Source organism: Candidatus Binataceae bacterium (genome assembly GCA_035508495.1).
GTDB lineage: Bacteria > Desulfobacterota > Binatia > Binatales > Binataceae > JASHPB01.
This window is the reverse complement of the sequence record DATJMX010000049.1, coordinates 25,043-43,266: the sequence shown is the minus strand read 5'-3', so window position 1 is coordinate 43,266 and position 18,224 is coordinate 25,043. Positions and strand designations below refer to the sequence as shown.

Genomic DNA, 18,224 nt, shown 5'->3' with positions numbered 1-18,224 from the left:
CTAGCAGCGCGGAGCGCTCACGGCTTCAGCGATTCCAGCGTCACATCGGGCGGAAGCTTTGCCGCGGCGATGTCGAGCCGATCGTTGTGCAGGGGAAGCGCAATCGCGTTCGTATCGTCGATCTTCCATTCGTAGATGGGCGGTGCGGCAGGCTTGGACGGATCGATGACCGTATGATTGTCGAGCTTGCCCGTGGTGCCTTGCCATCCCGCTTCGAGCGACCAGTTCATCGCGGTGTCACGCGCGGCCTTCTCCTTCAGATGCACGCGGATTCGCTGCAGCGTGTCGCCCTCGCCGGAGAGCGTGATCAAGCCGACGGCAGACCGATCCTTGCCCAGCACCTCGTCATCCACGGGCGTCAATGTGAGGTAGAGCGCGATCAGCCGGCCGCGCGCGGGCTTGCCGAGGATCGTGTAGGTCGTGAATGGCGCGCCCTCGGAGCTTACGTACATCGTCTTCAGCGTGCCAAGATTCAGCTCGTCCCTGGCGCTGCTTTCGGCACAGCATCCGTAAGTGATCACGGTGATGCCTTCGGGCGAGTCGAGCTTGATTTCGTCACCCGGCATTGTGCGCGAGACCAGCGGCGAGCCGAATTCGCCTTGGACGATCGGATGGATGACGAGGCTAACTGTGCCGGTCTGATCGCCGTTGGCGCCGATATCGTCGTTGACAAGCAGTTTATGCTCGACGGCGCCTTCGACTACCACCGTTCGCGTCGCGCGGTGATCCTCGAATTGCGCGAGCTCAAAGTTGTGCGAACCCGCGTGCAGATAGAGATGCTTACCGTCCTTGTTGAGCGACGCGGTCGCCGTGCCGCTCAGGATGTCCGCGGCATGAGCTGGCATTGCGCAAGTGAACGCCCAGGCTGCGAGCAGAATCGACAAGGCGCGAGCGAGGTTCAGGAATTTGCGGATTTGCACGCGGCTCCTACTCGTGGCTTTGCGGCGGGTTGCCCTTGAGGCGATAAACGATCCCGGTCTTGGTGGTGCCGAGCGAAATCCAGTCAGCCGCCGCGCTCTGCACTTCAATGAAGAATTTGCGCACGCGGTCGAGCGCCTTGTCGTGCAGGTCGTCGAAGCGCTTGAACTTGCACTCGAAAGAAAACTCGCCGATGAGCAGCTTGTGATCGCCGCGCTCGCGCCATAGAGCGGCGTTGGACTTCGCGGTCACGCCCTTGCCGAAGTCGAGCACGCCGAGGTCCTGCAAAACCTCCTCGACGATCGTGTGATTCACGAGATCGATCTTCCTGGCCGATTTCTTCAAATTGTTCAGCGCGGGAAAGAATTCCGCGAGCTGTGCCAACGACGTGCCGTGCATGTCGCGCTGCAACTCGAACTCGACGTTGTGCGAGTACAGCAGGCGAGCGCCGCCAATCTTGTCCTTGAGCGGCAGCGCCTCGGCTTTGAACTTGACCTTGTACTCGCCAAGGACATTCGGACGGACGTCCATGTCGGCGGCGGTCTGAAGGTCCGGATGGCGGAACTTGAAGACTATCTCCGGATTACCGATCGGAAAGCCGTCCTCGTATGAGATACGCCGGCGCAGGATGAACGAGTGGTTGTAGAGCGCGAAATCCTTGCTGTCGAGGAAAATGACCTCGCGGATTTTAGGCCGCGTTCCTTTGAACTCGTCGGTAGAGAATTCGATGTCCATGTCCTTCGCGGTGCGGCCGACGACCTTGCCGAAATCGTGAAACGTCGGCGGTGCCGTGAAGCGGTCGGGTTTCAGGATCAGCTTGCACTCGAGATAGTGGACCGTATCGAGCGGATGCCCGTCGCTGTAGGAGCCCTGTTTGACGCGTTGACTCTGCGGATCGTTCACAACCTGTGCTCTTTCAGCCTTTGCCATCGTCGCTTTCCCCCGCGATTATCCAAGATCACAGACGCTGCAAAATATAGTCGAAGAACCGTCGTCGTCCTATTGAACCAAGGTAGTAAGTCTAGGCTGATACCGCGCGATACGTTATGGTGCGCGCGCAACGCCATTTCGCCAATCGAACGAATGCGCCCGGAGGGAGGATTCGCGATGAAATCTACAATTCGTAGGCTTTCGCTGCCTTTATTGTTGATCGTCCTCGCCGGCTGTGCCACCACCACCGTCAGCAACCAGACGCCGATGGTCTCCGGCCACGTTCAGCGGCCGAACATGATCTGGGTTTACCCGTTCGTGGCAAATCCGTCGGAGGTGCCGTCGGATTCTTCGCTGAGTGGTCAGACGAGCGCGCCAACCAAACCGATGACCGCGGAGGAGGAACAGGAAGGCCGCGAGCTCGGCGCTCAGATTGCCACACAGCTGGTCGCCGACATCAATGCGATGGGCATGTCTGCGACTCTCGCCGCACCCGGCTCGCGCCCGCAGATCGGAGACGGCGTCATCCGCGGTTATCTGGTTTCGGTTGACAACGGCGGCGCGGCCAAGCGCTTCATCGTCGGATTCGGCGCCGGTGCATCGGAACTCGACACTATCGTCGAAGGCTTCGCGGTGACTCCAACCGGATGGAAAAAAATGGGGCAGGGCGAGCTCAACGCGTCGGGCAGCAAAACTCCCGGCATGGTCGCGCCGGCGGCGCTCGCTATCGCGACCGGCAATCCCATCGGCGTGATCGTCATGGGCGGAATGAAAGTTTACGGCGAAGCGAGCGGCAGGAACACCGTCGAGGGACGCGCGAAGGCGACCGCCGACAAGATCGCGGCGCAGCTCAAGATCAGATTCCAGGCCCGCGGATGGGTGAGCTGACGACTGCGCTCAGCGAAACGCCGGGGCAACTTCCTCGGCGATAAGCTTCATATTGGCCTCGATATCGTCCTGGCGGCAGGCCCAGCTCACCATGATCGTGCGCGCTCCGGCATCGACATATTCCGTGAGCCGCTTGCGGCAATCGTCGGGATTTCCGTACAGCGCGTAACGTCCCGCGATCTTGGTGAAGTCCTGCGCGTAGTTCTTGCCGAGTGCACGCGCCGCCTGCTCGCGAGCCTCGTCACGATCGGGATAAACCGACGCGAAGATGAAAAGTCCGGGGCGGAACTTGCTCATGTCGCGCCCCGCTTCCTTGCCGAACTGATTTATTTTCTCGAGGCTCTCGTGAAGCATCTCGGGCGTGTACATGTACGGCAGCCATCCATCGCCGTATGTCGCCGCGCGGCGCATCGCAGGCTCCTTGCGGCCGGCGACCCAGATTGGAGGATGCGGTTTCTGCACGGGCTGTGGATCGATGGTCACGCCATCGAAGGTGGTGTACTTACCGTCGAACTTGACCTTCTTTTCGGTCCACAGTTTCGTCACGACCTCGAGCGCCTCGTTGGTGCGCGAGCCGCGCTGCTTGACCGGAACGCCGCACGCCTCGAATTCTTTCGGGAACTCGCCGCCGATTCCGATCCCCATGTGATAGCGGCCGTTAGAGGCAACATCGAGCGCCGCGGTCATCTTGGCCACCACCATCGGCGTGTAGAGCGGGAGCAGCACCACGGTGCTCATCAGCTTGATCTTGGTCGTCGCGCCGGCCGCGACCGAAAGCCCAATCAGCGAATTCGGGACCGGTCCGTGAAACATCATGTGCTCGCCGGAGCCGAGGTAGTCGAAGCCAAACGCTTCCGCCTTGCACGCGAAATCCGGGATGTTCTTGATCGAGGGAAGCGTCGCGCCGAAGTCAATTGATGCCATTGAAAGTCCTCCGTGCCGAAAACCGATGCGTGCGATAGTGCGGAAAACCGCCGAAAAGTTCCAGCGAGTGAAACCTCGGGATCCCGCCGTCGCGCCGTTAACCCTGTAGAATTTCATTGCTCCGGTTTCAAGCCCGGCGGCGAGATTGCTGGAGATGCGATGAAGCGGATGCGCCTGAAGTTCTTCTTGATCCCGATGTTCCTCGTCACCCTTGGAGCTTCGCTCGCGCACGCCCAGGCGCGGTCGCTGATGCGCGCCGTGCTCCTGCCTGAACTGATCCCGAGCGTTACGCGCCAGCTCGTGCCCATGACGGTGCAGGTGCCCGGTGGCCAGACAGTACGCATCGTAGGGCTTGTGTACTGTGGGTCGGACAGGCACGGCGGTGCCAACGCGATCGGAATCGTAACGCCGAATCAAGGGACGCCTTTCTCGCCGGTACTCGCGCCGGCTGATTGCAACCAAACGCTGCCAACGATTGCCGCGCGCGCGATCGCGATGCCAGGTGGGCCTGACGGGCTGCAAGCGATCCGGGCCCACGTGACTTGGGCACCATGGCAACTGCGGCTCGATCTTTCCAACTCCGCCCAAGCCGCCAAGCCCGGCTTCAGTGCGCCTGCGCTCACGGGATTGAGTCGACTTGCGACGTATCCAACCTCGAATCTGAAACTGCTCCCGCCGCCGGGCGATCAATACCGCTTCGATGCGGCAGTGGGATTTTCGGGTTCAACAATTCTTGTTGCGATTTTTGACGCCGGTCAGATCGTCAATCTCGAGGACTATCTAACTCCCGATGCGTCGCTCAGCCGCGAGATTGCCGGTGTTCCCGCTGGAGCCAACCTCCTTGCCGACGCGCAATACGGCTTCATCAACGATCTGTTGCGCATCTACGCGCCGCAATACGAGGTGCCGATCCAGGTCGAGGGCATGGCGCAAACGATGGTGGCGAAAAACGTGCGCGTCGCGGGCGGCGACAACACGATGACGGCGACTGGGCAGCTCGTGATGGGACCGATCTCATACAATACCGCTGTGCGATGCGAGGGCGCCGATCTCACGATTAGTCAAATCACGCTGGAACCTGTCGTCACGGCATGCGACAGCGACGATATGATCGAACGCCTCAAGTGCCAGGGCCAGCAGGCTGCGATGGCCGGGTCGAGCAGCGCCGTCGCCGCCGCACTCACGAACTACTACCAGGGTCACAATTTCCACTACTCAGCGGTCGATCGCCCGCTGCATTTCACAATCGGTGAACAGGACTACCTCGCGACGTTCGAAGCAATGAAGTCGAGCTCGCAGGGCACAACCATCAGCGAAGTCGGCCGTGTATCGATAGAAAGAGCCAAATGATTCCGGCGTCCTGCACGACTTCGGCGTCGGCTCATCGGTCAGCGCGCTATCCCGAGCTGGCCCAGCGCGAGTTTTGCCGCAATTGGAATCGCGGCCGCAACCGGCGCTGAGACTTCTGCGCGGTATCGAGAGGGTCGTTCGATCGTGATGCCGACGATCGTGATCCGTTGCGGCATCGCCGACCGATCGAGGGTGCGCGCGAGTTCGATTGCTTCGAGCAGGCCAATGCCGTGCGTCGAGAGTGGCCGCCCGTCTGCGGCGTTGTGTTGTGACGGATCGATCTCCACGACCCGGCCGGTTTTGGCGCCGTCAACCAGCGCATCGATGAAGACCACCTGCTTTATTCCGTCGCTTAGAAGATCGATCGCCGCCGACGGCTCGGCGCGCTCGATGATCTCAATATCGGCGGGCACCTCGAGGGTGCCGAGGTGCCGGGCGACGGCGATTCCGACGCCATCATCGCCGGCGGTGTCCTGGCCGATGCCGATAATTCTCGCGCGCGGGCGGTTCATTCGCGTTCCATCGTGAGTTTCAGAAAATGCGTTGCGCAGGAGATGCAGGGATCGTAGTTGCGGACCGCGCGCTCCGCGAGCCGCGTCGCCTCGGCGTGATCGAGCGTGAGCATGCGTGGCGCGATCTCGCGCAGGTCGTCCTCGATTGACGGCTGGTTCTGCGAGGTTGGCGGAACGATGTTGGCGTCGTCGATCAGGCCCGCCTCATCGATCCTGTAACGATGGTAAAGCGTGCCGCGTGGCGCCTCGCTGAGACCGTAACCGGTGCCGGCGCGAGCCTTAGCCTCGACGTGCGCGGCGCCTTTACCATCGTAGTTTTCAATAATCGTTATAGCCTGCTCGAGCGCTTCGATGGTCTCGATGCATCGCACGAGGATGCTCCTGAACGGATTGCGGCAAGGCGCGGCGAGGCCAACGCCCCGGGCAGCCTCGGAAGCCACTTTGGTGAGAAGATCGAAATTCAAATTGAAGCGCGCGAGCGGACCGCATACGTAGTGATCGCGCGCTTTTATCACGGACTGCAGCGCATTCGAGTGTGACACCTGGCGCTCCTCGAAAGCCTCGTCGTATTGGTTCGCCCCGATATCGAGGCCCTTGTTCGACTGCAAGCGATTGCCGATAAACGGATAGTTGCGCTCGCCGCGGAGCGCCACGAATTCGTAGTCGCGTTCGAACTCCGGGAACTCGAAGTGCGACATCCATTCGAGCGCCTCGCGTGCGCTCTCGCGCGCGGCCGTCAGATTCGGGATGAGCGCGCGCAGCTCGGCAGGCGCGGGCAGCGAGTAGAAGCCCCCAACGCGAACGTTGATCGGATGAACTTCGCGGCCGCCCAGCGTGCGAATCAGCTCGTTGCCCGCGCGCTTGATCGCAAGGCCGCGGCTGACCGCATCGCGATGCGACTTCGCCATCTCCAGCGCGCCGTCGAAACCGAGAAAGTCGGGCGCGTGCAACATGAACATGTGCAGCGAATGGCTTTCGATCCACTCACCGCAATAGATCAGGCGGCGCAGATCGCTGATGTGATCCGGGACACGAATCGCGAGTGCATCTTCGACGGCGGCGCACGCGCTCATCTGGTAGGCGACCGGGCAGATTCCGCAGATGCGCGCGGTGAGATCGGGCGCTTCCGCGAAATGGCGCCCGCGCAGGAACGCCTCGAAAAAGCGCGGCGGCTCGAAGATCCTGAGCTCGACGTCGCGCACCTGGTCGCCGCGGAAGCGGATACGCAGCGCGCCTTCGCCTTCGACGCGCGCCAGGTAGTTAACTTTGATCGTCTTCATGTGAGTGCGCGCGGCGAAACGCGGGTGCGTTGACGTTGAAAGTGCGCAGTACGCGTTTGATCGCGTCGGGCGGCGTCGAAAGTTGCGCCCAGGCGTTCATGAGCGACGGCACGTTGGGTGCTTCGTCGGGGCCGTAGCAGCCGTAGCATCCGCGCGCGAACGACGGGCAGAGCGCGCCGCATCCGGCGTGAGTGATCGGGCCGAGACACGGCGTGCCGTGCGCGACCATGACGCAGACTGTGCCGCGCCGCTTGCATTCGACGCATACGCTGTGCGCCGGAGTTTGCGGGCTGCGGCCATTGATAAATGAGCTGATCACGTCGAGCAATTGGCGCTTGTTGATCGGGCATCCATGGAGCTCGAAATCGACCGCAACGTGATCGGCGATCGCGGTCGAGGTCGCGAGCGTTTCGATGTAGTCGGGGCGTGCGTAAACGAGCGACGCGAATTCCTTTACGTTGCCGAAATTGCGCAGCGCCTGGATTCCGCCCGCGGTCGCGCAGGCGCCGATCGTGACGAGAAATCGCGACTCGCTCCTCACGCGCCGGATTCGCTGCGCGTCGTGCGGCGTCGTGATCGAGCCCTCGACGAGCGTCAGATCATATGGGCCGCGGATCGTCCGGCGCGTGGCTTCGAGGAAATGAGCAATCTCGATCGACTCGCCGAGCGCGAGCAACTCATCCTCGCAGTCCAGCAGGCTCAACTGGCAGCCATCACACGATGCGAACTTGAAGACTGCGAGTCGCGGCCGCCGCGATTTCCGACCGTTGCTCAATTTACAGCTCCCGCACGCCGAAGAACGGCGCGATGTCGCTCAGGCGGAACACCGGACCATCCTTGCACATGAACGATCCCGCCATCATGCAATGGCCGCAGAAGCCGAGCGCGCATTTCATGTTGCGCTCGAGCGAGATGAAGATGTTCTCGCGCGGCATCCCGCGGCGGCTGAGCTCGCGCTCGGCGAAACGCATCATGACTTCGGGGCCGCACATCAGAGCGATCGTCTCGAGCGGATCGAAGCTCGCCTCGGCCAGCAGCTCGGTGATCACGCCGATGCGGCCGCGCCATGCGAGGTCGCCGTGATCGACGATCGTCCGCAGGTGAGTGCGCGGCTGCTGCCATCCGGCGACTTCCTTGTCGTAAAGAAGATCGGCGGGGTTTCGTGCGCCGTAGAGTATCGTCATGCGTCCGTAGCGATCGCGATTGCGATGCACTGTGTAAATCGCGGGACGCAACGGCGCGAGGCCGATTCCGCCGGCGAGCAGAAGCAGATCGCATCCGCGGCGCTGCGCTTCTTCGAGCGGCCACGCGCTGCCGAAGGGTCCGCGCACGCCGACCATCGCGCCGCGCCGCAAGTCCGCGAGCGGCCTGGTGACCGAGCCGACGGCGCGAATCGTATGCACGAGCTTGCTGGGAGTTGCGGGCTCACCGCTCATCGAGATCGCAACTTCGCCGCCGCCGAACAGGTACAGCATGTTGAACTGCCCGGGTTTGAACGTGCGCGCCTCGGGATCGTGAAGCTGAAGCGTGACAGTGTCGGCAGTTTCGCGAATGACACGCCGGACTTCGAGGAAGCGCGGCGTCATCGGATCGAGCGACAAGTTTACGAGGCTGTCCATGGCGCTCTAGCGATCCGAGCGATACACATCGAGCAGTTGGAGGCGCGTTCGTTCGAGCCGCTGATGCACCAGGTAAAGCAGCCGCTTCACGATTTCATAACCGAGATCGTGATCGGCTTCGCACTTGTTCCTGAGGCACGCGCCGTCGAACTGGATCGCGCGAACGGGAGTCACCGCGCGCGCATCGAATTGCCATCGATAGGGTGGATACAGCCACGACCATCCGAGCACTTCGCCTTCTTCGACGGTCTGAATCTGCTTGGCGCCGCGCCCTGGAACATCGATTTCCAGTACCACTCGCCCGCTGCGAATCAGAAACGAAGCATTCGCATCGCTGCCTTCGCGAACGAGAAATTTGTCCGCGCCGAACCGAACATTGGCAGCGCAGCCGGTGAGAAACTTGATCTTCGCGTCGTCGAGGCCATGGACGAACGGATGGCTGCGGATGATGCGGCTCAGATCTTCCATGCCACCTACACGGCGCGGCCCTTCGCCCTCGTTCGCAGGTCGGACGCGCGAATTGCCGCCGCCTCTTCGGTGATATCGATTCCGACTGGACACCAGGTGATGCAGCGGCCACATCCGACGCATCCCGAGCTGCCGAACTGGTCGATCCACGAGGCGAGCTTGTGCGTCATCCACTGACGGTAGCGCGATCGCAGCGAGTTGCGAACGCTGCCGCTGTGAACATGGGAGTGATCGAGCGTGAAGCAGGAATCCCATTGGCGCACGCGCTCGGCGGTGCTGCCGGTCAGGTCAACGTGATCTTCAACGGTCGTGCAAAAGCAGGTCGGGCAGACCATGGTGCAGTTCGTACACCCGAGGCATCGGCTGGCGACGTCGTCCCATCGCGAATGCTCGAGGTTTGCGTACAGCAGATCTTTGATTTCGGCGGTATCAAGCGTGCGGCCCATCTGCTGCGAGGTTTTCGCGACTACCTCGCGAGCCGCGGTGATTCGATCCTCGCCAGCTTCGTCGCTCGAGATGCGACTCAGAATGCGCGCGCCCGCTGCGCTGCCAGCTTCAACGAGAAAGCCGTGGGAGCTTCCATCGATCAATTCGGTGAGCGCGATATCGTAGCCGCCGCGCACCTGCGGTCCGGTATTCATCGAGGCGCAGAAGCAGGTGCCGCCGGCGACGATGCAGTTGGCGGCCACGATAAAGATGTTCGCGCGGCGGCGCGCGTAGTGTGTATCGACCGACGCGCCGGCGGTCAGCACTTTATCCTGGATCGCGATCGCGGCCAGCTCGCAGGCGCGGACGCCAAGCAATGCGAGGCGCGGTGCTTCACCGTCGCCGTCTTCCAGTGTGATTCGGCCGTCGGAGCTGCGATTGGCCGACCAGAGGCGCAGCGTTGGGAGATGGAGATACTTCTTCCAGGAATGCGGACCGACGGCGTATCCGAATATGGCAGCGTCGCGGCGCTTTTCGAGGCGATAGCGGCCAGGCTCCTGGATGTCAGTAAATCCTACCGGCAGATCAGCTTGGGATTTGATTTCGCCATAGACGATCGCGCCTTCCTTGATGGTGGGTCCGACGACCTGGTAGCCGTCGGCGGCCAGCGCGCCAATTAGCGGCTCAAGATTCGCTGAGTTCAGGTAGCGAGGCCGATGTGTGTCCGCGTCCATAGGCGCCGCGATCATACGGCTAGCAAACCGTTTGCGCAAAATTTAATTGCCGGTCGCTTCAGCGGTAGCCCAGCAGCTTCGCGCTATGCAGCAGCTCATCCTGGAACTTTGGATGCGCGATCCTGATCAGTGCTTCGGCGCGCTCGGCGATCGACTTGCCGAGCAGGTTAGCGACGCCGAACTCGGTGGCGATGTACTGGGTGTCGGCGCGCGGCACCGTCGTCGGGCCTTCGAGGCGCGGGACGATCCTGGATATCGCGCCCTTGCCGGCCGTCGAGTAGGCGGCGAGAATCGATTTACCGTCTCGCGAGAGCTGAGCGCCGCGCACGAAGTCGAGCTGGCCACCCGGCGCGCTGTATTGTCTGCCCATCACGGATTCCGAGTTTACGGCGCCGTCGAGCGCGACTTCCAGGAACGCGTTGAGTGAAACGACCCGATCGTTCTGCGCGATCACGTGCGCGTCGTTCACGTAGTCGACGGGGTAAGCTTCCATGCTCGAGTTGTCATTGAGCAGCTCATAGAAAGCCGCGTCGCCTGCCGCCAGAGTGTAGACGTTTTTATACCGGTTGACATTTTTGAACTTGTTGGTGACTGCGCCCGACTGAATCAGCGCCCCCAGCGAGGGCATCATCAACTCGGTGTGGATGCCGAGGTCCTTGTGATTGTTGAGCGCGCTGCAGACGGCGTTCGGCACGCCGCCGACCCCGATCTGGAGCGTCGCGCGATCCGGCACCAGCTCGACAATGTGGCGGGCAATTGCCTCGTCGGTCTCGGTGCCCGGGCGGGGAGGAACTGAAAATAGCGGGCTCTCATTTTCAACGATCGCATCGACTTCCGAGATATGCACCGCGCAGTTGCCGAACACGCGCGGCATCTTCGGATTGACCTCGATGATGAGTTTCTTTGCCGCGCGCGCGGCCGGCACGGTGTAATCGCCGTTGGTCCCGCAGCTGAAAAATCCGCCCTTGTCCATCGGCGCGACCATCACGACGAAGGCGTCGATTCCGATCTGCTCGAGCGTCCGCGGCATCGCGCTGAAGTTCCCGGGCATGTAGGAGATGACGCGCCGATTGTCGAGCAGGCCCTGCTCCGCGAGCGTGCGTTCGACGATGGTGGGAAAGAACGGATGCGGTTTGATCACGTTCATGTACTGGTATTTGAGGATCGTGAATGCCGCCGCTGCGACCGAATGCGAATAGTAAACGCGCAGCTCCTCGATCTCGTGCGCCTTGATGCGCTCTTCGAGAGCCATAAGCAGGGCAGGGGGTTCGCTGATCGCCATTCCCATCGAAAGGTTGCCACGCTTGGGAATAAGTGCGACGGCGGCCTCAGCAGTCATCAGCCTGGATTTGTATTCAGCCTCGTACATGGGTGCCCTTTCTGCGGGAGATTTCTACTCGAGTTAGCTATATGCGTGCCAGTTTGATCATTCCGAATTCCACGTTGTGTTAATGACCACAGGCAGTTTAAGTGTATCGATCGGATACACTTCTTTTTCGTTGACCCTAATGGGGCGATGCGGTGAGGTTAGATGCGTTAGTCGATCGATCGGCTCATCCAAAGAATCTGCTTTCGAAATCAGGAGTTGATCTTTATGTACGAGGAAGATCCAAGCGCGAATCTCGCCAAGTCTCCCCTCAGTGCCGAAGAATTGAGTGCGATCGATGCCTACTGGCGCGCGTGCAATTACCTCTGCGTCGGGATGCTCTATCTGCGTGATAATCCGCTCTTGCGCGAACCACTCAAAGTCGAGCACATCAAAAAGCGCCTGCTGGGCCACTGGGGATCGGATCCGGGGCAGTCGCTGGTCTGGGTGCATCTCAATCGGCTCATCAAGAAGTACGATCTCAACATGATGTACATCTCCGGACCGGGCCACGGTGCGCCGGCCGTCCTCGCGAACGCATACCTCGAAGGTACTTATTCGGAGGTCTATCCGGATCGCAGTCAGGATCTCGAAGGGCTGCGTCATTTCTTCCGGCTCTTTTCGTTTCCGGGCGGAGTCGGCAGTCATTGCACTCCCGAGACTCCAGGCTCGATTCACGAAGGCGGGGAGCTCGGCTACAGCCTCTCGCACGCATATGGCGCCGCGTTCGATAATCCCGACCTGATCGTGGTACCGGTCGTTGGCGATGGCGAAGCTGAAACGGGACCGCTGGCGACGTCGTGGCATTCGAACAAGTTCCTCAATCCGATCCGCGATGGCGCTGTGCTGCCGATCCTTCACTTGAACGGTTACAAAATCGCCAATCCAACCTTGCTCGCGCGAATTCCGCACCAGGAGCTGGAAAGCCTGTTCGTCGGATATGGCTACACGCCGTATTTCGTCGAGGGCGACGATCCAGCGCAGGTGCATCAGCAGATCGCTGCGACGCTCGAGCACTGCATCGCGGAGATCAGGAGCATCCAGGACGAAGCGCGCTCCAGCGGCGAGGCGCGGCGCCCGCGCTGGCCGATGATCGTGATGCGCACGCCCAAGGGCTGGACCGGGCCAAAGGAGCTCGACGGACATCGCATCGAGGGTTTCTGGCGCGCGCACCAGGTGCCGATCCTGGATGTGACAACCAATCCGGCGCATCTTGCGGCACTCGAATCGTGGATGCGTTCTTATCGGCCGCAGGAACTGTTCGATGAATCGGGGCGGCTGATTCCGGAGCTCAAGAAACTCGCGCCCGCCGGAACGCGGCGCATGAGCGACAATCCTCACGCCAACGGCGGGCTCTTGCGCACGCCGCTGCGGCTGCCGGATTTTCGCGAATACGCGGTGGATTTCGCCAAGCCCGGGCAATCACAGGAATCCAGCACTCAGGTCATGGGCGAGTTCCTGCGCGACGTGATGCGCGACAACATGAAGACGTTTCGCGTTTTCGGTCCCGACGAGACTGCCTCCAACAAGTTGCAGGCGATCTACCAGGCGAGCAAGAAAACCTGGCTCGCCGAGATGAGACCTGAAGATCTCGACGGCAGCGAGCTTTCCGTCGACGGCCGTGTGATGGAAATGCTGAGCGAGCACACGCTCGAGGGCTGGGCCGAAGGTTATCTTCTCACTGGCAGGCACGCGGTCTTCGCGACCTACGAAGCGTTCGCACACGTCGTCGATTCGATGGTGAATCAGCATGCGAAGTGGCTGGAAAAAGCGCGCATCGAAGTCGAATGGCGGCGGCCGGTCTCATCGCTTAACATCCTGATCAGCTCGACGGTCTGGCGGCAGGACCACAATGGCTTTACGCATCAGGATCCCGGCTTCATCGACGTGCTCACCAACAAGAGTCCACTCGTCACACGCATCTACCTTCCACCCGACGCGAACTGCCTGCTGTCGGTTGCCGATCACTGCCTGCGCAGCGTCGACTACGTCAACGTGATCGTTGCCGATAAGCAGCCGCATCTGCAGTTCCTTACGATGGATGAAGCGGTGAACCATTGCACGAAAGGCATCGGGCTTTGGGACTGGGCATCCAATGACCAGGGTGCGGAACCCGATGCAGTCATCGCCAGCGCTGGCGATGTCGCCACGGTCGAAGCGCTGGCGGCGGTGGCGCTACTGCGCGAGCATATTTCCGACATCAAGCTGCGCTTCGTCAATGTTGTTGATCTGTTCAGGATGCAGCCTTCGGCGGAGCATCCGCACGGCATGAGCGATCGCGACTTCGACACCTTGTTTACAACCGACAAGCCGGTGATTTTCAACTTCCACGGTTATCCATGGCTGATTCACAAGCTCGCGTACCGGCGCGCCAATCACAACAACCTGCACGTGCGCGGCTACAAGGAGTTCGGCAGCATCAACACGCCGCTCGAGCTCGCCATTCACAACCAGACCGACCGCTTCAACCTGGCGATTGACGTAATCGATCGCGTGCCGCGTCTGCGCTCGGTCGCCGCGCACTTCAAGGAATGGCTCAAGGATCAGATCAGCGAGCATCTCCGGCATGCGGCCGACCAAGGCACGGACAAAACGGAGATCACCGACTGGAAGTGGCCGTTCGAGCTCTGATCACTGGAGCATTGCGCTTCGGATGATTTGCGCGAACGAATCGGCCTGGAGGCTGGCGCCGCCGACGATCACACCGTCGACGTTGTCGCGCGCCAGCACCGCGTCGATAGTGCTGGCCGTGATGCTGCCGCCGTAAACGATTCGCGTCGCGTGGGCGACGGCGCGGCCATAGCGTTCAAGTAACGCGCCTCGAATCGAGCCGTGAATCAGTTCGACGTCGCCCGGCTTGGCGTTGCGGCCGGTGCCGACGGCCCAAACCGGCTCGTAGGCAATAACCACGCGCGCGATATCGAGATCGTCGACCTCGCTCAGCCCGCGCTCGACCTGCCCCAGCACGACCTCGAGTGCGCGGCCTCGTTCGCGATCCGCGAGATGCTCACCGACACAGAGAATCGGCGTGAGCCGGTGGCGTAGCGCGGCGCGCAGTTTTCGATTGGTAAGATCGTCGTCCTCGTGAAAAACGTTGCGGCGCTCCGAGTGCCCGACGATCACGTGCGTAACGCCGAACACCTTCAGCATCGGCGCCGAGGCTTCGCCGGTGAAGGCGCCGCGATCCTCGCAATACATGTTCTGCGCGCCGAGCTGAATCGACGATCCGGCAAGTTCCTGCGCGACGGCAGGCAGCGCCAGATTGGGCGGCGCCACGACCAGGTCGCGATCTCGCGCGAGTCGTGCCGATTCGCCGTCGATTTGCTTTCGGAGTGCGACCATGAGTGCGCGCGCCTCGGGCGCCGTAAGATTCAACTTCCAGTTGCCGACAAATATTCGTCGGCGCGCGCTCTGTATGGTTTCTGATGGCATTTTGTTATCCGACTTCCAGCCGCCCTGGCGAGGTCATTCAGCAGCAAGCATGCCATCGGTGCAGGGCGTAACGCCGAGAAATTCCGTCGTTCGAGCACGGTCGTCGATTTTCGCGTGACCAGAAGTTGGCTCCTTCGGCGCCACAAAACGTATCGATCGGGCGCGCGGTACTGTGCAGGCCTGCTGCTCTCACCCGCGATTGCGAAAGGCTACAGCTACACGATCATGGACGTGAGCTACGCCGAGGGCGATCGCGTGATTCAATTCCGCGCACTCAAAGAGCTCTACGATATCGCCTGCCTGCTGCGTGACAACGAGCGTTTCGTCGTCGAATCCGTACACAGCCGTGCAACCAACGAGATCGCCGCAGTGGGTATGGACCTCGCGCCTCCACAACATCGCGAGCAAGTACACGGGCAAGGATGATCCGGTGGCTCTAGTACGCGCCCAGGGCAACTTCCCCGCCACGGGCGAGATTCTTCAGCCCTATCGCCTGCGCATTACGTCGCGGGCACGATGTGCGGAAGCAATAACGCCTCCCAGGAGGCTGCCGAGATTCGCATGCAAGGCTTCTCCGGTCCGGCGATGCTGTCATACTCGGAGCTGGAGTACGGTGGCGTCGTCGACAAGATGAATCAGCTCGACCAACGCTTCGCCGTTCGCCAGCAGCCGGGGACGAGCAAGGCTGCCTGAAAAAACCTGGTCTCGGTCTCGGTGGCCGCGGCATGGCGTGTTCATGTCCGCGGTCACGCTGCTATTGTGGGGTCTGATGCCTCTCCGCATTTATCCAACCTCGAAGGGAAGAAAGGCCTCATGAAAGATTCCAACCAGGAAGGCAGCCAGCGGCGGCAGGTTCTGCGCGACCTTCTGACCAACCTCCGCATCAAGGAAACCGACCGGGTACGTGCGTTGCGTGAGGATCGCTCCGGCGATGTTTCCGAGGACCCGGGCGACACACTTGATGAGGCCCGCGCCGACGAGGACCTCGAGCTCCACGCCGCGTTGATCGATCGCGCCGAAAATCGGCTCACGGAGATCCACGAAGCGCTGAAGCGCCTCGACGACGGGACCTACGGTATCTGCCGCAAGTGCAAAAACGAGATAGAGCTCGAGCGGCTGAAGGCGATGCCTTTCGCTGAACTCTGCGGCAAGTGCGTCGGAATTCAGCGCGAGGATCGCGCACCGGGCGAAGAGAGCCGGGAATTCGAAAGTCGATGGCAGCCGCCCGAGGGTATCGAGAGTCGGCTCGGCGACAAGGAGCCGCTCGAAGAGCCCGATCGCCGCGCATCGGACCTTGCCGGAGAGAACTTTGTCCCCGCAGCGATCGCCGAGCCCCGGCGCCGCAGCGTAAGAAAGGCCGCGGCCAGGAAGAAGACCTCGGTATTGAAGAAAGCCGCTCCAATCGCGAAAAAACTCGCGCCTTTGGCGCTCGCCGCGAAGAAGAAGGCCGCAGCGAAGAAAGCGGCTACAACGAAAAAGAAGGTTGCTCTTAAAAAGAGTGCGGCTGCGCAAAGGAAGGCGCCGGCCGGGAAAAAGATCGCCGCGCGCGCCAAGCCGCTCGCGAAGAAAAAGATCGTGGCGAAGAAATCCACTGCAAGAAAGAAATCGCCCCGGCGATAACGCTCCGCCCAGATCTCTGAAAATAACCTCGCCCGCTTTTTGCGGACGAGGTTACTATCAGAACGGGCGTAGCACGCGTCCGCCCATGCGGCGCTTCGGCGCCATCTTTGGCCTACTCTTGCTTCGGTTCGCTGTGCTGAATTTCGATCTTTATTTCCTTGGGCGCGGATTCCTTCGGCATCGGACCGCTCAGCTCGAGGATTCCGTCATGATAGATCGCCTTGAGATCCTCGGCCTTCATTCCTTCGGGAAGTGAGACCGATCGCTCAAACGTCCCGTAACGAATCTCACGGCGGAAGAAGTCGCGCTTTTTGCTTTCGGTTTCGATCTTCTGTTCGCGCGAGCCCTTAACCGTCAGCACTCCGTCGGCGACCTTGATGTCGACGTTCTTCGGATCGATACCGGCCAGTTCTATCCGCACCGTGAACTTGTCGCCATCGACAAATGACTCGAGCGCCGGCTTCAGCGCCATTGAGTCCCAGTCTTTGAGGAACGAGCCGCCGCGCTCGAAGCCTACTTTTTCAAGCAGATCATCGAACTCGCGGCGAAAGCGCTCGATCTCGCGCGAAGGGTTCCATTTTTCAAGAAGTGCCATCGTCGTAAACCTCATTTGTTTTTTGGCAGCGTAGTGCGGCTGAGCATCAGCAATCAGGATGCCATCGAAAAGCTCAGCGGCGCGGCCAATCATTCGAGCGCCTTGTTTCGATCGGCGCCACAAGTTTGTCGCCTATCGGCGCGTCGCCTGCGCACTTCGAAGCAGTGGCATTGCGGCGCCATCGGTCGCAGCGCGGAAGCATTTGCGGCAATTGGTATATTGGCGTTCTTTGACATTATTACACGCAATCGCTAACTTTCCCTGCCAGCGTGGCACACGATTCGATCAGCAACCTCGTCATGGCGACCGATGACCGTCGAGCGGAAATCTCCGCGGTTGCCGATGAGGAGCCGAGGTTTGATCTTCAGAAGTATCTGAAGCAGAGCGGAAGCACGCGTCCCGAGACCTTCGACTGGAGCGACCCGGGGCCGCGGCTCGACGACGAAGCGCTCTTCTGCCTCGGCTACATGATGGATGTCGAGGTTCACACCATCATCTACCTGCGCGAGCTGCTCTCGACGACGGTGATCGAAGACCCTTCGATTACGGCCTTCTTGTCATGCTGGAACTACGAAGAGTTTCTTCATGGCGAAGTGCTGAAGAAGTTTCTTTCGACGCAGGGGATACAGGTCAATGATGCGAGGTTCACGGCGCTGCGGCGCGTCCCGGCCGCCGACCGCTTCGTGCAGGTCGGAGCCCGCCTGCTGTCGCGGATGACGCGTCATTTTCCTGCGGTGCATATGACCTGGGGCGCCCTTAACGAGCTGGTCGCCGTCCACTCCTACCGCGCGCTGGCCGAACGCGCACAGCATCCGCTGCTGACGACGATCCTGACGCGCATCGTTAAGGACGAGCGCCGGCATTTTTCGTTTTACTTCAATCAAGCGCGCGCACGCCTTCGTCCGCGCGCCGCGCAACGCCTGACGGTGGCTATCATCAAGGCGTTCTGGACGCCGGTCGGCCAGCCGATCCATGGCGAGCCTGCTACGCGGCGGCTGGAAGATTATCTTTACGCCGACCCCGAGGAAGGGCGCCGTCGCAGGGAAGAAATCGACGCGACGATCTCGCGTCTGCCAGGATTCGGATGGTTCGACATGGCGAGGAAGTATTGAGTATCGAGCAAATATCGATTTTCTCACCCTGAAGAATCAATCTACGACCT

Annotated in this window: 20 protein-coding genes; 8 read left to right on the top strand and 12 right to left on the bottom strand. The window is 61.1% G+C overall.

What is annotated here, in order from left to right; all coding sequences use genetic code 11:
* Positions 1 to 17: 17 nt before the first annotated feature.
* Positions 18 to 920, bottom strand: coding sequence for a hypothetical protein (locus VMA09_15920; protein ID HUA35097.1), 903 nt, complete (start codon positions 918 to 920; stop codon positions 18 to 20).
* 7 nt (positions 921 to 927) lie between these two features.
* Positions 928 to 1,848 (bottom strand): hypothetical protein, encoded by a 921-nt coding sequence (locus tag VMA09_15915; protein HUA35096.1) that lies wholly within the window; start codon positions 1,846 to 1,848, stop codon positions 928 to 930.
* Positions 1,849 to 2,025: 177 nt separating this feature from the next.
* Here VMA09_15915 and VMA09_15910 point away from each other — a divergent pair, with 177 nt between their 5' ends.
* Positions 2,026 to 2,736: a DUF4410 domain-containing protein gene (locus tag VMA09_15910; protein ID HUA35095.1), complete on the top strand. Its 711-nt coding sequence runs from the start codon at positions 2,026 to 2,028 to the stop codon at positions 2,734 to 2,736.
* A 9-nt stretch (positions 2,737 to 2,745) separates the two neighbouring features.
* Here VMA09_15910 and VMA09_15905 read toward each other — a convergent pair whose 3' ends face one another.
* Positions 2,746 to 3,660 carry an LLM class flavin-dependent oxidoreductase gene (locus VMA09_15905; protein HUA35094.1) on the bottom strand — a complete coding sequence of 305 codons (915 nt, stop codon included), beginning with the start codon at positions 3,658 to 3,660 and terminating at the stop codon, positions 2,746 to 2,748.
* A gap of 159 nt (positions 3,661 to 3,819) precedes the next feature.
* On the opposite strand from VMA09_15905, the gene VMA09_15900 reads away from it, so the two are divergent.
* Positions 3,820 to 5,010, top strand: coding sequence for a hypothetical protein (locus tag VMA09_15900; protein ID HUA35093.1), 1,191 nt, complete (start codon positions 3,820 to 3,822; stop codon positions 5,008 to 5,010).
* Between the two features lie 38 nt (positions 5,011 to 5,048).
* On the opposite strand, the gene VMA09_15895 is transcribed toward VMA09_15900, so the two are convergent.
* The 7 genes from VMA09_15895 to VMA09_15865 are packed head-to-tail and all read right to left on the bottom strand — an operon-like array spanning position 5,049 to position 11,418.
* Positions 5,049 to 5,522, bottom strand: coding sequence for a hydrogenase maturation protease (locus VMA09_15895; GenBank protein ID HUA35092.1), 474 nt, complete (start codon positions 5,520 to 5,522; stop codon positions 5,049 to 5,051).
* Complete coding sequence (locus VMA09_15890) at positions 5,519 to 6,802, bottom strand: Ni/Fe hydrogenase subunit alpha (GenBank protein HUA35091.1); 1,284 nt, start codon at positions 6,800 to 6,802, stop codon at positions 5,519 to 5,521. Before VMA09_15890 ends, VMA09_15895 begins: the two co-directional genes overlap by 4 nt.
* The gene (locus VMA09_15885; protein HUA35090.1) at positions 6,783 to 7,577 is read right to left on the bottom strand and encodes a hypothetical protein; all 795 of its coding nucleotides are present in this window, start codon (positions 7,575 to 7,577) and stop codon (positions 6,783 to 6,785) included. Before VMA09_15885 ends, VMA09_15890 begins: the two co-directional genes overlap by 20 nt.
* 1 nt (position 7,578) lies before the next feature.
* Positions 7,579 to 8,421, bottom strand: a complete 843-nt coding sequence (locus tag VMA09_15880) for an FAD/NAD(P)-binding protein (protein ID HUA35089.1) — start codon at positions 8,419 to 8,421, stop codon at positions 7,579 to 7,581.
* A gap of 6 nt (positions 8,422 to 8,427) precedes the next feature.
* Positions 8,428 to 8,889 (bottom strand): cyclic nucleotide-binding domain-containing protein, encoded by a 462-nt coding sequence (locus VMA09_15875; protein ID HUA35088.1) that lies wholly within the window; start codon positions 8,887 to 8,889, stop codon positions 8,428 to 8,430.
* A 5-nt stretch (positions 8,890 to 8,894) separates the two neighbouring features.
* On the bottom strand, positions 8,895 to 10,049 hold the full coding sequence (locus VMA09_15870; GenBank protein HUA35087.1) for a 4Fe-4S dicluster domain-containing protein: 1,155 nt from the start codon (positions 10,047 to 10,049) through the stop codon (positions 8,895 to 8,897).
* Between the two features lie 58 nt (positions 10,050 to 10,107).
* Complete coding sequence (locus VMA09_15865) at positions 10,108 to 11,418, bottom strand: acetyl-CoA hydrolase/transferase C-terminal domain-containing protein (protein ID HUA35086.1); 1,311 nt, start codon at positions 11,416 to 11,418, stop codon at positions 10,108 to 10,110.
* A 225-nt stretch (positions 11,419 to 11,643) separates the two neighbouring features.
* Here VMA09_15865 and VMA09_15860 point away from each other — a divergent pair, with 225 nt between their 5' ends.
* Positions 11,644 to 14,046, top strand: coding sequence for a phosphoketolase family protein (locus VMA09_15860; GenBank protein HUA35085.1), 2,403 nt, complete (start codon positions 11,644 to 11,646; stop codon positions 14,044 to 14,046).
* Here VMA09_15860 and tpiA read toward each other — a convergent pair whose 3' ends face one another.
* Complete coding sequence (tpiA, locus tag VMA09_15855) at positions 14,047 to 14,847, bottom strand: triose-phosphate isomerase (GenBank protein HUA35084.1); 801 nt, start codon at positions 14,845 to 14,847, stop codon at positions 14,047 to 14,049.
* A gap of 114 nt (positions 14,848 to 14,961) precedes the next feature.
* On the opposite strand from tpiA, the gene VMA09_15850 reads away from it, so the two are divergent.
* From VMA09_15850 to VMA09_15840, 3 genes are all read left to right on the top strand, one after another.
* A complete protein-coding gene (locus tag VMA09_15850) occupies positions 14,962 to 15,273 on the top strand; it encodes a fructose 1,6-bisphosphatase (protein ID HUA35083.1) in 312 nt (103 codons plus the stop codon).
* A 90-nt stretch (positions 15,274 to 15,363) separates the two neighbouring features.
* Positions 15,364 to 15,540, top strand: a complete 177-nt coding sequence (locus tag VMA09_15845) for a fructose 1,6-bisphosphatase (GenBank protein ID HUA35082.1) — start codon at positions 15,364 to 15,366, stop codon at positions 15,538 to 15,540.
* A 120-nt stretch (positions 15,541 to 15,660) separates the two neighbouring features.
* Entirely contained in the window at positions 15,661 to 16,467 is an 807-nt protein-coding gene (locus tag VMA09_15840; GenBank protein HUA35081.1) for a TraR/DksA C4-type zinc finger protein, read from the top strand.
* A 112-nt stretch (positions 16,468 to 16,579) separates the two neighbouring features.
* Here the strand turns inward: VMA09_15840 and VMA09_15835 are convergent, their stop codons facing one another.
* Entirely contained in the window at positions 16,580 to 17,062 is a 483-nt protein-coding gene (locus tag VMA09_15835; protein ID HUA35080.1) for an Hsp20/alpha crystallin family protein, read from the bottom strand.
* Between the two features lie 15 nt (positions 17,063 to 17,077).
* On the opposite strand from VMA09_15835, the gene VMA09_15830 reads away from it, so the two are divergent.
* The gene (locus VMA09_15830) at positions 17,078 to 17,317 is read left to right on the top strand and encodes a hypothetical protein (protein ID HUA35079.1); all 240 of its coding nucleotides are present in this window, start codon (positions 17,078 to 17,080) and stop codon (positions 17,315 to 17,317) included.
* 14 nt (positions 17,318 to 17,331) lie between these two features.
* Entirely contained in the window at positions 17,332 to 18,174 is an 843-nt protein-coding gene (locus tag VMA09_15825; GenBank protein ID HUA35078.1) for an acyl-ACP desaturase, read from the top strand.
* Positions 18,175 to 18,224 lie beyond the last annotated feature (50 nt).